15 protein-coding genes are annotated in these 14,804 nt (G+C 51.9%); 12 read left to right on the forward strand and 3 right to left on the reverse strand.

Annotation, left to right across the window (positions count from 1 at the left end; translation table 11 throughout):
* Window positions 1-21: 21 nt before the first annotated feature.
* From L3D05_RS18015 to L3D05_RS18025, 3 genes are read right to left on the reverse strand one after another with little or no spacing between them, the layout of a single operon-like run.
* Window positions 22-1,101, reverse strand: coding sequence for a hypothetical protein (locus tag L3D05_RS18015; RefSeq protein WP_239617705.1), 1,080 nt, complete (start codon window positions 1,099-1,101; stop codon window positions 22-24).
* Window positions 1,094-2,323 carry a macrolide family glycosyltransferase gene (locus L3D05_RS18020; protein ID WP_239617706.1) on the reverse strand — a complete coding sequence of 410 codons (1,230 nt, stop codon included), beginning with the start codon at window positions 2,321-2,323 and terminating at the stop codon, window positions 1,094-1,096. The genes L3D05_RS18015 and L3D05_RS18020 overlap by 8 nt, the downstream gene beginning before the upstream one ends.
* Entirely contained in the window at window positions 2,289-3,128 is an 840-nt protein-coding gene (locus L3D05_RS18025; protein ID WP_239617707.1) for a helix-turn-helix domain-containing protein, read from the reverse strand. The genes L3D05_RS18020 and L3D05_RS18025 overlap by 35 nt, the downstream gene beginning before the upstream one ends.
* A gap of 160 nt (window positions 3,129-3,288) precedes the next feature.
* Here L3D05_RS18025 and L3D05_RS18030 point away from each other — a divergent pair, with 160 nt between their 5' ends.
* The 12 genes from L3D05_RS18030 to L3D05_RS18085 are packed head-to-tail and all read left to right on the forward strand — an operon-like array spanning window position 3,289 to window position 14,802.
* The gene (locus L3D05_RS18030; protein WP_239617708.1) at window positions 3,289-4,545 is read left to right on the forward strand and encodes an AMP-binding protein; all 1,257 of its coding nucleotides are present in this window, start codon (window positions 3,289-3,291) and stop codon (window positions 4,543-4,545) included.
* Window positions 4,546-4,815, forward strand: coding sequence for a phosphopantetheine-binding protein (locus tag L3D05_RS18035; RefSeq protein WP_239617709.1), 270 nt, complete (start codon window positions 4,546-4,548; stop codon window positions 4,813-4,815).
* A gap of 5 nt (window positions 4,816-4,820) precedes the next feature.
* Window positions 4,821-5,849, forward strand: a complete 1,029-nt coding sequence (locus tag L3D05_RS18040; RefSeq protein WP_239617710.1) for a Gfo/Idh/MocA family protein — start codon at window positions 4,821-4,823, stop codon at window positions 5,847-5,849.
* Window positions 5,818-6,924 carry a DegT/DnrJ/EryC1/StrS family aminotransferase gene (locus L3D05_RS18045; protein WP_239617711.1) on the forward strand — a complete coding sequence of 369 codons (1,107 nt, stop codon included), beginning with the start codon at window positions 5,818-5,820 and terminating at the stop codon, window positions 6,922-6,924. The genes L3D05_RS18040 and L3D05_RS18045 overlap by 32 nt, the downstream gene beginning before the upstream one ends.
* A 24-nt stretch (window positions 6,925-6,948) precedes the next feature.
* On the forward strand, window positions 6,949-7,218 hold the full coding sequence (locus tag L3D05_RS18050) for a phosphopantetheine-binding protein (RefSeq protein WP_239617712.1): 270 nt from the start codon (window positions 6,949-6,951) through the stop codon (window positions 7,216-7,218).
* A complete protein-coding gene (locus L3D05_RS18055; protein ID WP_239617713.1) occupies window positions 7,215-8,192 on the forward strand; it encodes a DUF6005 family protein in 978 nt (325 codons plus the stop codon). The genes L3D05_RS18050 and L3D05_RS18055 overlap by 4 nt, the downstream gene beginning before the upstream one ends.
* The gene (locus L3D05_RS18060) at window positions 8,189-10,000 is read left to right on the forward strand and encodes an ABC transporter ATP-binding protein (RefSeq protein WP_239617714.1); all 1,812 of its coding nucleotides are present in this window, start codon (window positions 8,189-8,191) and stop codon (window positions 9,998-10,000) included. Before L3D05_RS18055 ends, L3D05_RS18060 begins: the two co-directional genes overlap by 4 nt.
* Window positions 10,001-10,053: 53 nt before the next feature.
* Complete coding sequence (locus L3D05_RS18065; protein ID WP_239617715.1) at window positions 10,054-11,118, forward strand: hypothetical protein; 1,065 nt, start codon at window positions 10,054-10,056, stop codon at window positions 11,116-11,118.
* Window position 11,119: 1 nt separating this feature from the next.
* The gene (locus L3D05_RS18070; protein WP_239617716.1) at window positions 11,120-11,380 is read left to right on the forward strand and encodes a phosphopantetheine-binding protein; all 261 of its coding nucleotides are present in this window, start codon (window positions 11,120-11,122) and stop codon (window positions 11,378-11,380) included.
* A gap of 30 nt (window positions 11,381-11,410) precedes the next feature.
* Window positions 11,411-12,751: an ANL family adenylate-forming protein gene (locus L3D05_RS18075; protein ID WP_239617717.1), complete on the forward strand. Its 1,341-nt coding sequence runs from the start codon at window positions 11,411-11,413 to the stop codon at window positions 12,749-12,751.
* 19 nt (window positions 12,752-12,770) lie between these two features.
* On the forward strand, window positions 12,771-13,625 hold the full coding sequence (locus L3D05_RS18080) for a sugar phosphate isomerase/epimerase family protein (protein WP_239617718.1): 855 nt from the start codon (window positions 12,771-12,773) through the stop codon (window positions 13,623-13,625).
* Window positions 13,626-13,644: 19 nt separating this feature from the next.
* Complete coding sequence (locus tag L3D05_RS18085) at window positions 13,645-14,802, forward strand: aminoacyl--tRNA ligase-related protein (RefSeq protein WP_239617719.1); 1,158 nt, start codon at window positions 13,645-13,647, stop codon at window positions 14,800-14,802.
* Window positions 14,803-14,804: the final 2 nt, after the last annotated feature.

Below are 14,804 nucleotides of genomic sequence, written 5' to 3' on the forward strand. Positions count from 1 at the left end.
GAAAACCCTTGGTTTAGCCTGCTATTGACAAAGGGTCAGCAGGTTATGCGCGGCGGTTTCTTCTAAGGATCGAATGGCCTTTAGTCGATCTTTTAGTGCATTGAGATTATCCGGATGAATAGATTGACCGGAAGCATCCCGCATTTCTAGCATATAGTAGCTTTTTCCTTTGAAAATGCCCCATTCTTTTTGAATCTGAGTATATAGCGAAATAAGCTTATCCGAATCCCCGGTCTCTACTAAATGGTTCTCTTGCAAAAATCGTATTAACTCTTGATTTCTTTTATGGACTTGCTGTAAGGATAAAAGCTGTATTCCGAAAATACTTTTGTCTTGAATGCGATTATAGATTTCATCCAACTCGCTCCCGAAATGATCAAAAGACGATAATCCGGAATGGTAGTATAAATCATGCTCTTCCTTATAGATCGTCCGATCTTCCAGAAGACTGGTCGCCATTTGCTTGGCTTCCGTTAACGGAATGGTTTTATTTTCGAAGAAGTTGACCAATACGTCCCGATTTCGGGTTTTGCATAAGGTGACCGCAATTTCTTCGTCGTTTCGGACGAAATGTTCGAAGGATCTTTTGACAGCGCTATAGGGGAGAGCGTAATATTCGTTGATTCCGGGATTTACGCAGTCCTCGATCGCGTAGAAGTAGTCTTCTTCATCATTATAACCGTGGATGAACACGGGATGAACCATATGCGTAACCCCGGATTCCCTGCCGCTCGGATAGAAGTAACGATCAATTTGAAGGAAGATGTAGAAATCTTCGCGAAGTGCGTTTTTGATAAACTGCATGAACTCTTGGAAACGAATGAGCTTAAAATGCCTTTTCTCCATCTCGATCAACTCGTTCATGATGTCGAAGGAGTAATCGGTCCCTGGCGTCATGAATCCTTCGGTTATCATTTTTTCCTTGGCTTCCGCGGAGTTGTAGTACTGGTCAAAAACCATTTTGATATATTTCACTTGCAAGTAGAGCGTGATTCGTTTGAAGGATTCCTCTTCGGCTATCAACATGGCAACCAAATTGTTATTGATGCAATCGAGCCAGATATCATTGTACGGTTGAATTTTCAACGTTTTTTTATCCAATGCCCTCATCTCCATCTACAGGATGTTGTCCAATCCCATGAGCCCTTTTGAACTCCCGAATATGCTCCATCGCTTTCTTCTGCCCTCCGGCCTCCCGCAAGGTGGTACCGATTCTGGCGCTGTTGATCCGATAGGATTCATCGCGCAGCAGCTCCGTAACGGCCTCCCGCAGTTCTTCGGCCGTTAAGGTCTCTTTGTTCAACTGCTTGCCCGCACCCAGCGCGGCAACGCGATCGGCTACGATCGGCTGATCGGCGGCCATGGGGATGACCAGTAAGGGAACCCCGTTGTATAGCGCTTCGTTCACGCTGTTCATGCCTCCATGGGTGATAAACAGATCGGCCTCCCTCAGAATCTGCAATTGCGGAATGAACGGGATTACCGTGATGTTATCCGGAATGCTTCCAAGCGCTTTAATGTCGATTCGATGGCCAACGGATAGAACGGCGAGGATATCCAAGGAAGCTAATGCTTCCAAACACATCCGAAAGAACGCGTGTACATTATTGAACATAGTACCCATTGAAATATAGATCAACTGCCGTTTTTCCCTTTGCTTCAATGGGAGAAGGGATCGTTCATGGCGCTCGGAGAGAATAGGTCCGACGAATCGATAATGCGCTGCCAAGGTTTCGCTTTGGGGCTGGAAATATTCGGACGTGAATACGAGATTCAACTGGCCTTCATTAAAAAAAATACGGTTAATTTCTATTTTTCGATCGATGGAGTAGGCAGTCCAAATTCTCTTTGATAGACGAGAGAACTCTTTCATGAGCAAGAGATTTTCTTGTAGCCTCGTTTGCTCTCTCGAGTTGTCCGCTAGTAACCGTTCGGCGAGAATAAACGAAGTGCAAGTCGCGATATTAGGGATGCCGAGCCAATCGGCTGCTACCGTCCCGCATCCGTACATGGAATCGTGGATCACATAATCGAAACGATATTGCCGGGCTAAATCTCGGATACAGGGAAGAAGAATATCATAAGACGATAGGATGGTGAGCACGAGCGACAAATAGTTTTGATTGCTAAGAAAAGGATCTTCTCGACGGAGAAAATTTTCATAAGCGACGAACGTCGCGCCTATCCGCTCAAGCTGTTCGCGATACTCCTCGCTGGATACGTAAACAACATGTTCCCCTTCCGCGATGAGTTCCTCCACAATGCCCAGAGTGGGATAGACGTGGCCGCTAGCCGGTCCATTTAGGAACAATACGGTCGACATTACTCGGCTCCTTCTCTGCAAGGGATTGCATTTTTTTGGAACGCCTGAACTGTAATGGAGTCATGCCGGAAGCGGCCTTGACCATGCTGGACAACCGGCTTGGATTCGTAAATCCGACCAATAGGCAGATTGCTCCCACGCCCATATCCGACTGCTCCAGAAGCCGTAACGTATGATAGACTCGCAATTGATTTAAGAACCGAATAGGCGATACCGAGAAGATTTTGCTGAATTCCCGGCAGAAATAATTGGAATTGTACCCGATGGCACCTGCGATATCCTGCAAAGATAGCTGAGGATCGCTCATATGCTTTTTCATATATCGGGTTGCGTAGAGTATAGCGCGCGCGCCTCTTAACCCCTCGGAGTGGCCTTTCTTGGGTATGGCCGGATCCGGTTTCTGTTCATTGCGCAGATCGTCGAGCAGTTCGGCAAGCAATGAAGTAATCGCGATGGAAAATCTGACTTGCCGCTGCCGAAAGGCAGGCTGATGGGCGAGGGAGGACAGCATGGTTAGGATATCGTGGGCATAGGAGGAAACAGAAATTCGCAGCGTCCTCTTCTGTGGCATGGTGCCCTGCATGGATGTCAGGAACGAAGAATAAAAGTCAATACAGCAATGCGGACGGGGAAGTTCCTCTGCTCTAAGGCGAATATGGGGCGCAACGAGGGTAACGCAAATTACGGCTTGGTCGTTTGCGTCCGTATGCCAGATCAATCGATAGTTCGAACTGGCGTCTTCCTTGATAGAGGAACGAAAGTCTATGAAATGTGCAGGAAGCGCTTTCTCGAATTGCGGCATCATAATCGATCTCTCCCTATGACAAACATCTCAAGAAACCTCTAATTTCTGAAGAATCGACGATTGTTCTTGAAAACCCTACCAAGTAAAATTTTAGGTGAGTGGATTGTTGGATAGTAACTAATGTACCATACTCTGTTTTATTTGATAAGAGGTACCTCCTATGCTTGAAATTGACAACCGAAAGTATGACGGGAACGAATTTCGCTTATTGTTCGATCGAATGGGACAAGCGGAGCCTTATCGAAATCCGGAAGGAAAACGGTATGCGCTCTGTCTGAAGAATGCCTTTGAACTGTTGGGTGCCGTGATTTATCTTCGCGATCGCGGAGGTTCCGCGTTGCTGATTCATGCGGATACTCCGTTAGAAACAGCCGGCGAATTGGCCAGGAACGGCGATTGCTCGTATCTGCTGTACGGGAATTTGGAGACGGTTATCGTTGTGAGCGTCTCAACCGTCCCCTATGAACCTTCGGTTCTGCAATACAGTTCGGGTACGACGGGAGTTCCCAAGCTGATTGCCCGTTCCTGGAAGCGGGTCGATGACGAGGTTGAGCACTACAATCGTTTGTTCGGCGAAACGCCCTATGAGCAGCCGATTATTCTGGTCCCCGTATCGCATTCGTTCGGCCTGATCACGGGAACGCTTGCCTCATGGGCTAGGGGAGTGCAGCCCACGATCGTGCAGGACAAAAATCCGAAGTTCGCCCTGCATACGATCCGAACGGCCAAAGACCCTATCGTCTACGCGGCGCCTTTTCTATACCACGTGTTGGATACGTTGGGAAAAGAGGAGTTTCGCTGCCATAAGGTGGTCATCTCGGGTTCTCCCCCATCGGAGGCGCTGCTGACCCGCATGAAGGCCCAAACGGATGAGGTATGGCAGCAATACGGCTGTACGGAAGTCGGCTGCATCTCCGTAGGCAAGCATCCATCCGCGAATACGGACGTAGGCAAGCCTCTAGGACATCTTACGGTGTCGATTCGTTCTGACGATCGCGAAGTGGAAAGGCAAGGAGAGATTAGGGTGAGCATAGTCGGCTCGGACGTCATCGGTTCGAAAGATCTGGGATATTTAGACCCGGAGACCGACCGTTTGCATGTGCTTGGAAGGCTGGACGATCTGATTAATGTATCCGGCTTGAAGGTCATTCCTTCCGAGGTGGAGGCTGTGATCGGATCCATGCCCGGCGTTTCCGAGACCGTCGTCGTGAAGACGGCTCACAAAGTTTGGGGAGAAGCCGTCAGGGCGCTTGTCGTCGCGGCTTCATCTATCGGGGAGCAAGACGTACGTTCATGGTGCGTGCGGCGACTCCCGGCTTATAAAGTGCCAAGCGTCATCGAGCTGGTGAGCGAAATACCGAAGTTGCCTTCCGGCAAAGTAAGCCGGAAATTATTGCAGGAAAAGGAGAGATCATGAATGGAGCAACAGCGCTTGGAAATTATGAACATGCTGAGAACGGTGATGGAAGAAAATTTGGAGCTTGAGGGACTGCCGCCCCAACTGCAACAATCGGACAGGCTGTACGAAGACTTGTGCATCGATTCGATTATGGTTCTTCAGCTGGTGGTCTATATCGAAGAAGCGTTTGATGTCGTCGTGCCCGAAGTCGGCGTCGAGCCGGAAACCTTCCTGACGGTCGACTCTTTAGTCGGGTTCATTATGGGTCTTCGGCAAGCGGCGGTATAGGCGAGATGGCGGATACTGTAAAGTTAGGGATCGTCGGATTCGGCCGAATCGTCGAGTTGGTTCATCTTCCCCTGCTGAAGAATATGCCCGAGTTCGAAGTCCGCGGGATCTTCGACGTCACGCCCAAGCGTCTGGAACTAGCGGCTAGGCGAGGGTTCTCCGTGTTTTCCGAACTGGAGCACCTGCTGGATTCCGAGGTTGACGCGATCCTAGTCGCGACGCCCCCGAACAGCCATTATCGGATTGCCGCGCAAGCCTTGCGCCGTGGCAAGCATGTGTTAATAGAGAAGCCGGTAACGCTCGACGCTGCGGAAGCGATTCAATTGAAGGCCATTGCCGATCAAGAAGGAAAAAGCGTGACCGTGTTTCACAACCGACGATTCGACAGCGACTATCTTCTTGCCAAGAGTACGATCGAAGATGGCAGTCTGGGAGAGATTCTGTTCGTGGAACGGCGGTACCATACGTTCGGTTCAGGTGCTGTATTCGGCGTGAAGTCCTTCCGCCCGGAATGGCGAAACGAGATTGCGTACGGGGGAGGCGCTTTGCTGGATTGGGGCGTCCATCTGATCGATCAATTGCTGAATTTGGAACTCGGAGCGTGCGAGGAGGTCCAGGCAAGCATGAAAAATTTGCGCTGGCGGCAAGGCGAAGTCGACGATTATGTGCATGTCGTGATGAGTACCGAACGACAGGTCGTCATGTCTATGGACATTAACTTCGCTTCCAATGTGGCTTCGCCGCTCTGGATTATCGGTGGTTCTCAGGCCACGTTGCAGATCCTATCCGATCGGGAGGCCTTATTATTCGAGAAAGGCAAGGTTGTCCGCGAGTTGAAGCCGGAAGAGCGGTCGAAGTCGGGGGCGCTTGCCATTTATGCTTCTTTCGCCGATCACGTACTGAACGACGGCAAGCTGGCCGTCACGCTGGAGGAAGCCATTAAGACGATGGAAGTTATGGATCGAATCCGTGATTGCGCGCAGCAAAGTAAGGAGGTGGCACATGGGAATCTTGTTCTCGGCTCCCCAGGTTGAATTCGAAACGATCCGCGAGCAGTGGCTTCAATCGGTATCGCAGATTGCCCGCGGAGGCCAGTTTGTCGGCGGACCCTCCGTCGCGCAATTCGAGTCCTCTTTCGCGGCTTATCTGGGGACGGAGGGAGCGGTCGGAGTCGGCAATGGGACGGATGCTTTGTTCTTGGCTCTGAAAGCGCTTAATATCGGGCCCGGAGATGAGGTTATTACGGTGGCGAACACGTTTATCGCTACCGTCGGCGCCATCCATCAGACGGGAGCGAGGCCGGTGCTCGTCGATTGCGACGACTCCTATCTCATCGACTTCGAGCAGGTGAAAGCCAGCGCGACCCCTCGGACGAAAGCGGTTATTCCCGTACACCTCTACGGCCGAATGGTCGATCTTCGCGAATGGCTGCCTTGGGCAGAGGAGAAAGGCATTGCGATTATCGAGGATTGCGCGCAGGCCGCGGGAGCGAGCTTGGAGGGGAAAGCGGCCGGAAGCTGGGGAACAATGGGATGTTTCAGTTTTTACCCGGATAAAAATTTGGGAGCCTTAGGGGACGGGGGAGCGGTTGTCTCCTCCTCCCCCGAATGGTTGTCCAGGCTGCGCAAACTTAGAAATCACGGCGGGGAAATTCGTTACCAGCATGAGATCCCCGGTTTTAACAGCCGCTTGGATTCGCTTCAAGCATGCGCATTGCAAATCAAGCTGTCTTATCTGGACGAATGGTCCGCCAAGCGGCGCGACATCGCGGCCGGATACGCGATCCGACTGCAAGGACTCGATTATGTCGCGGTTCCTGAAGCATCGCGGGACAGTCGCCACGTCTATCATCTCTATGTGATTCGGCTGGTCGACGGGCGACGCGAGGCGCTGAAGAAGCACTTGCAGAAAAAGGGTATTTTAACAGCGGTGCAATATCCGGTTCCCGTTCATCTGACGCCGGCTTACTCGTTTCTTGGTTACGCTGCCGGCTCTTTCCCGAATGCGGAAGGTTACGCGAACGAGATTCTGTCGTTGCCTATGCATATAGGGCTGACGGAGGATGAGGTCGCCTTGGTTTCGAACGAAATTAAATCGTTTTTTGCTTGAAAACCCACATAGGAGGCGAATCCGATGTCCTTATCGAAAGAGCAAGAAATCAACGCCTTTTTGCGTCATACGATCGCAAAGCTAACCGAAGATCCCGCGCTGGAGCAGCTCCTGAAGGATGATCAACTTATTCAGGGGGCGGGCATGGATTCGATCCGAATCATTAATATGATCGTTCAGATCGAGCTGAACTACGATATCGCTTTCGATGACGAAGAGTTGCAGATCGAGAACTTCGCGACGCTTAAGGTTATCGGAGAACAAATCATGCACAAGCTGGGCGTGATTAAGTGAAGAAGTTCAGTCAAGTCCACTGCTTGTTGGACTGCTTTGCTTCGGTTATAGAGGAAGACGACCGATTGGATTTCCGGCCTCTCTACATTGGAGTATGGGATGCTTACTTCGAGGCAAATGAAAACGGGATTTCCTATTACAGCGATTCGGTGGATCCGATGGATTGGAATAGCAAATTCTCTATGCTCTACGGGAACGCGGTGGAGTCCTGGTACGATACGGCTGTCGGAAAGCGCGGGAACTTCTCCGCCTTGACGAATCGGATGCGAGACGGGCTTACCGGGAAAGTTTCGATTATTATGGTTGATGTATTCTATCTGCCGTACTCTTACCAGTACCGCGCCAAACACGCTCCGCATTTCGTGATCGTGAAGCAGCGTCAATGGTTGGAATGGCAGGTCATAGATCCCTATTTCGATTGGAACGGCAGCCTGTCGAATGGGGAGCTATGGGAGGCGTTCGGCTTCGACGGATTCGGCAGAGGGTTGACGATCGATACAGGGGCTTTCCGGCAAGCGGATGAACGCGCGATCATTCGGTTATTCGAATCCGAGCTTCACTTATCGCCCGGACTGCTATTGGCCGAGGTCGAACGCTTCGTTCACTCTTCGATCGAGGGGAACGGCGGGCATGCGCCGAAGACGTTGTTCGCTTCCGTTCAGGAAGCGGGAGTTATAGCCAAACGATTCGGCGGGTGCCAATATATCCTCCAATATCTTTGCGAACGCTTGGGAATCGAGGACAACGTGACGACCTCAGCCATTACGGAGATGATTAAGGGATGGGAGAATCTAATGCTGACGTTGGTACGTTACCAAATGCAGAATAAGCCTGTCGATTTGGCATCGTTTTCGGTGAAAACCGGGCATCTTCGCCAGTTGGAGATAAGCGTGCGGGAATCGTTATTTCAAATGTTCTCGAAATGGCGAAGCCAGCTACCCGAAGCGGCGTTAGGCGAGGTGTCGAATCCGTGAGCAGCGTGAAGATGTACATTCGCCTGATCCGATATATTAACCCCCGTTGGCGGTTAACGAGCGCAGCTTTCCTGTTGACGATGCTGTGTCTGCTCTTGAATTTAACGCAGCCGTACCTGATTTCCCGGTTTATCGATCAGGTGTTAATCGGCCGACAAGCGGAGTGGGTATTTCCTTTGCTGGGCTCATCTTTCGGGATCAGCATCCTATCCGCGGTCCTAACCGTCGCAGGCTTCAGCATATTTCGCTACTTGGAGGCACGGAACACGCTGGATTTGCGAAGCACGGTACTGCGGCACATTCGCCGAATCCCTTTGACGGAGATCGAGAAGAACGGCGTAGGGAAGTATATGGCGCTAATGGGGATGGACACCTCGGCGACGTCCAGGTTCATCAATGTCCTGGCTGTGGAGCTGGTTGGGCAGTGGCTGCAAATGCTCGTGTCGCTGGCGATTATTTTCGTGATGGAATGGCGCTTGGGCATCGTAGCCCTGATCAGCATCCCTTTCGTGATCGGAGTCCCCCGTTTATATCGAAGGCCAATGAAGGACGCCGTCAACAAGCTCCGTCATCACAACGAGGAGATCGGCTCTTATTTGTTCGAAAGCGTTCAAGGCTCCCGCGAAATCCGGACGTACGGATTGGAATCATGGGAGGAACGGCGCAATGAAAAGATGTATAAGGACCTCGTAAAGGTAAGCATCCGGGAAGGGTTGTTCCGACAACTGTCCGGGAATAGCGGGGCTTTGGTCATCGCTCTGACGGTCGTTCTGTTGTACGGATTCGGCAGCGGGCAAGTGATGAATGGCTTATTTACCGTCGGGATGATGGTAGCGGCCGTTCAGTACATCCAAGCGGTATTGAATCCTATTCAGCATATGAATTACTTGATCAGCGATTTGCTAGGAAGCGAAGCGGCCATGTCCCGCATCGAGGAATTTCTTCAAACCCCGACCGAGTCGCAAGTTAGCGTAGATGAAAGCGTCCCCTGCGAGGATTCGATGCGCGATGCCGCGGCGCAAACCGCGACGTCCTTGGAAGTTGGGAATGATGGACTAAAGACCGATGAGCGCCAGCCTTTCGTGTCGTGCCGAGATTTGTATGTCTCCTATGAAGAGAGCTCCATCTTGAAGGGAGTTACGATCGAAGTCGCCAAAGGCCAAATCGCCGCCTTTGTCGGAAGGAGCGGTTCCGGGAAATCCACGTTGTTCAAAACCTTGCAGGGTTTTATGGAGATTGAGTCCGGAGATGTTCGGATAGGCCGAAGCTCGTTGTCCGGACTGTCGCGTCAAGCGATCTCTCGTCAGATCAGTTTCGTGTCGCAGGAGTCGTTCCTGTTCAAAGGGACGTTGTTCGATAACGTGGCGTTCGGCAAGCTCGACGCGACGGAGGAAGAGGTGTACGGGGCTCTGTGCGAAGTGGATTTGAAATCATTCGTAGATCGGCTGCCCGACGGGATATATACGAGGCTGGATAATCAAGGCTTTCAATTATCCGGCGGACAAAGACAGCGAGTAGCGATCGCTAGGGCGATCATCAAGAAACCCGACATTCTCATCCTCGACGAACCGACATCGGCGCTGGATCGAAACACGGAAGAGCAGGTGCTCGCTACGGTATTCCGGATCATGAAGGGCAAAACCGTGCTGATCGCCACGCACAGGTTGGAATCGATCATGTCCGCCGGGATCATCTATGTGATGGAACAGGGAACGATCGTCGATTCCGGTACCCATGAAGAGCTGGAAACTCGCTGCGAGATCTACAAGGAATTGTTGAAGCGGCAGGAATTGTTGCGGAGCTTGTAGCCATGGCAGGTAAACCGCTCTATGCCGGAGCGGATCAGAAGGGAGGATAAGCATTGGCACAGCATGTCGTGGAAGTCAGGAACGAGCACAATATTAACTTGGCGTTTATGGAATGCTTCACTTCCTGCGTTCTGACTTATTTGAATATTAGGGGAAAAGACTATCGCAAGATCTTGCTAGATTATTGGAACTTAAGCTATCAATTTAAAACGCTTCTATCCGGCAAAGAGGCCAATCAGTTGCCGCTGGAGTATTTCTACGGACTGACCATGACGTTCGTCAAAGGCGACGAAGAGTCGCTACGGAGCATTATCCGCCAGGGACGCAGCGCGATCTGCTTATGTTTGGCGTCCAGGCTCGCCTTCTTTCCTCCCGCCTACTTGGGCATGGAGGAGACCGGCTTCCAGCACTCGATATTGCTCTACGGATGGGACGAACGGCAGAATCGTTATCTCGTGACAGACCCGGTCGTCGACGCGGTCGCCTCATTGAGTCCGGATGAAGCGGCCCATGCATGCGCCATCCGCCAAGGGAGCGGCGAGATACACTATTTCGTATTGGAAGAGTCGGAGATTCCGTTCTCGGAACCGGATTTGAAATCTTGCTTGGCTTACTGCACCGATCGGAACTTGACGTATTATCGGAACCGGAGATTGGACAAGCCGAGTCCGATCCTTGCGGAGAATAGCTCCGGAGCGGAGAAGGCGAAAGCTTGGCAGGCCTGGTTCAATAATCGCCATGGCGGCATACGGGCGTTGGAGCACTTTCAAGATGACTTGTCGCGATCTCAGGAGTGGACCCCCCGCCGAAGAAACGACTGGATCGTCATCAATACGAAGACGATATCCTCGATTCGGCGACTCCGTGCGCAGGTTTGGAATGCTTATCGGGACACGGCCGGCTTGAGCGACGACCAGGTGGCGGAGGGACAACGACAAATCGATGGTATTCTGTCAGCTTGGAACACGGTTAATCTCCTGCTGCTGAAATACAAGATTGGGCAGGATGCAACTGCTGCGATCGCTGCGATTAGGCAACGCACGGAGGAGCTCAAAAAGGTGGAACTGCAGTTTCTGGAATGGCTGCATAATGCGGTTAGGGAAAGAGGGGAGCGTTAGCATGAGTATGGACGATCGGCTTAAAGAAATTTTGATTCGAAGCACAAGGAAGACGATATCGGCGGAAGAAATCGTCTCCGATACCGACCTTGTCAACGAATTGGCGCTGGATTCCATTCTCATTGTCAACCTCTTTGCCGATTTGGAAGAGGAATTCAACATTACGATTCTAGTTCATGAAATTAATAAGCCGATCTTAAGCGAGTATCGGCTGCTTCGGGAATACGTGCAAGAGCGGATGGTTCTACAAGAATCGCAGTAACCTGCCGCCTTGGCGAAGGAGGAAAGATGGGTGACGATCGAGTGGCTTCTTGATAAAATCGCGGGCTTTGCGGAGCGGGAAGCCATGGTTTACTCGGGTGAATCCGTAACGTTCGGCACAATATTGAAGGATTACGAGAGATGGAAAGCCAACATCGAGCAATTCCGAATCCGACCCGAAGAAGTGGTTCTGTTAGAAGGAGATTATTCTCCCGCCGTCTGCGGCGCGATCCTGGCGTTGACAGGGAACGGAAATACGATCGTTCCCGTTTCGCCAAGCGTGCGTCATCGGCTTCGGGAGTTCGGTGATATCGCCCAGGTCGACAGGTCGATTCATTTCGACGGAGACGAGTATCGGATCGAGTCGCACGAGCGGGGCGGCCATACGGGATTTCTGGAACGGTTCCTCTCGGAGGGGCAGGCCGGCATGATCCTTTTTACTTCGGGAACGACTGGCGCTCCCAAGGCGATTCTACATCGTTTCGCGCCTTTCATCGATCGGTATAAAGTACCAAGGGACACCTTTCGCACACTATCGTTCCTGCTTTTCGACCACATCGGCGGAATCAACACATTGTTCCATACGATGGCTAACGGAGGCACCATCATCGTGCCGCCCAGCCGGTCGCCCTCCGAAATCTGCGCCTTAATCGAGAAGCATAGGGTAGAGCTATTGCCTACTTCGCCGAGTTTTCTGAATTTGCTGTTGATGACGGGAGCTTATGAGCCCTACGATATGTCTTCGCTTAAGATCATTACGTATGGCACCGAGGTCATGCCGGACTACACGCTGGAACAATTGCGCCTTCGGTTTCCCGACGTTCAGCTAAGACAAACGTATGGATTGTCGGAGCTCGGCATCTTGCGGGCCAAGTCCAAGGAATCAGGCTCGACTTGGCTGAAGATCGGAGGAGAAGGGGTCGAGACGAAGATCGTGGACGGTATCCTTCATATCCGCTCCAAGGCGGCAATGGTCGGCTATTTGAACGCGCCCGACCCTTTCGATGAAGATGGTTGGTTTAATACGCAGGACCAAGTCGGCATTGAAGGAGAATATTTGCGGATCTACGGCCGGCGCTCCGAATTGATCAACGTAGGCGGAAGGAAAGTGTATCCGGTCGAGGTGGAAGGAGTTTTGCTTCAGATGCCCGAAGTGCGGGACGTCACCGTTAAGGGAGAGCCTAATTCCTTGCTGGGTCACGTGGTGACGGCCGTCATTCGTACCGACTTGCCGATCGGCGCCCAAGAGCTGAAGCAAAGAGTGAGAGCGTTCTGCCAAGGCAAGCTGGAGCAGTATCAAATTCCGGTGAAGGTCTACACGCAAGAGAAGGAGCTATTCTCGGAACGCTATAAAAAAATGCGGCAAGCTTAAAAGGTTGGGAGGTGCGGGTTTGAAATATTCATTATGTTCCATCTCCTTCCGGCACGAGCTCGTTTCTTTTCACGATCTGGTTAGATTCGCCCGCGAGCAGGAGTTTGCCGGAATCGAACTGTGGGGAATTCATGCGAGGGCCGTCTTGCGCCGTTGCGAGCACGAGGTTCCGTCCCTATTGGATAGAATGGAAGCCGATGGCGTTCGGATTTCGATGATCAGCGATTATATCGATCTTTACTCCGAGGACGATCAAGTCGCGCTTAAGCGGGGGCGCGAGTTATTCGCGCTCGCAAAAACCTTCCGCACGCGCAAAGTTCGGATTTTCGCGGGGAACCGACCGAGCGCCATGGCTGATTCCGAAACTTGGACGCAATGCATAATAAGACTGCGGGAGCTTGCCCGAATGGCTTCCGAGCACGACAGCTATCTGGTCATCGAGACGCATCCGGATACGTTGGCGGATACGCTCTCGTCCACGCTGCGCCTGCTGCGGGAAACGAACCATGCCCATCTTCGCGTCAACCTCGATTTTCTGCACGCGTGGGAGTGGGGCAGCGACCCGATCGACGCTTACCGGGAGTTGAAGTCATGGACGGTCAACTATCATCTGAAAAATATATCCGGACGGAATCGGCTGGACGTATTCGCACCGAATAACGTCTATTCGCCAAGCGGGGATCGAATCGGTCTGACGGCGCTTTCCGACGGCGTCGTCGATTACTCGGCGATTATCGAGCAATTGGTTCGCGACGACAGCCCGTATACGGCTTCTATCGAGTGGTTCGGGGAGCAGCCGTTCCGGTACCTGGAGAGTGAGCTCGCGTGGCTCAAAAAACAAGAGTCTCTGCGAGACGTCTCCATCAATTCATAACCGAAAAGGAGCATGCGCGATGATTAAATCGTATCCGACCGAAAGCAAGCTTAACGCGAAGCAAGCACAATCGTTACTTTCGAAGCTCATGTACAGCATAGAGGGGATCGCGGATTGCCGGCTCGATACGCATACGCAGGATATCGTCGTCGATCTGCTTCCGGAAGCCGATGAAGCGACCATCGACGAGACGATAAACGACCTGATGGAGAAAGAAAGTTACAACCGTATCATTGGCAGTCGCATATACACCCAGAGCGAAGGGAAGGCTTTGCCGCGGATTGTGGAGAAGCAGCCGATCGAAGAATTGTTCGCCGCCGACGGCTCCGTGCGAAGAGGCCTTGCCGTTACGCTGTTCCAGCAGCTCGATCGCATTTTGCAACAATTGGCGATCCGGCATGATGCGCAATTGCGCAGTTATCCGTCGATGATCCCGCTGGCAACGCTACAGAAATGCAGTTATATCCCTACGTTTCCCCAGAATATTCACATGGTGTCGGAGTTTCCCCATCGCTTGCAAGACTTAAACAAGGTTCGGGAGACAGGGGACTTGGAAGCGGTATCCAGGCTTAGCTCCTACGCGCTTTCCCCTGCCGTATGCTTTCATTGCTACGCGGAGTTGTCGAACAAGCGTTTATCCAATCCGCTGTTGTTAACGGCTCGCGGCACCTGCTACCGGCACGAGGCGGTCTGGAGAGTAGGCAAACACCGGATGAACGAATTCAGTATGAGAGAGATCGTTCTATTCGGCGATTCCACTTTTATCGAAGAGAAGCGGAAGCAACTCATGGAGAGCGCATGGGCGCTGTTCGAAGCGCTCGGTTTGCGCGGGCGAATAGAGACGGCGAGCGATCCGTTCTATTTCTCGGAGGAATCGGGAAAAGGACAGATTCAGCTCATGGGGAAAATGAAGTATGAATTGATCGTCGATACCGAAGATAACGGATCCTTCTCGATTGCCTCGTTCAATAATATGGAGGATTCGTTGTGCAAGCCTTTCGAGGTGTTGAACGATGCGGATAAGCCGATGCACTCGGGTTGCGTCGCATTCGGAATCGATCGTTGGATCTATGCGCTGTTGAGCCGTTACGGCGGCGAATATACGAAATGGCCGAATAAAACGAAGGAACTTCTGGAGCGGCCGCTAGAAGACCGTATGAATTCGGTAGGGATATAGCC

The sequence above is a fragment of the Cohnella mopanensis genome, from assembly GCF_022352055.1.
Taxonomy (GTDB): domain Bacteria; phylum Bacillota; class Bacilli; order Paenibacillales; family Paenibacillaceae; genus Cohnella; species Cohnella mopanensis.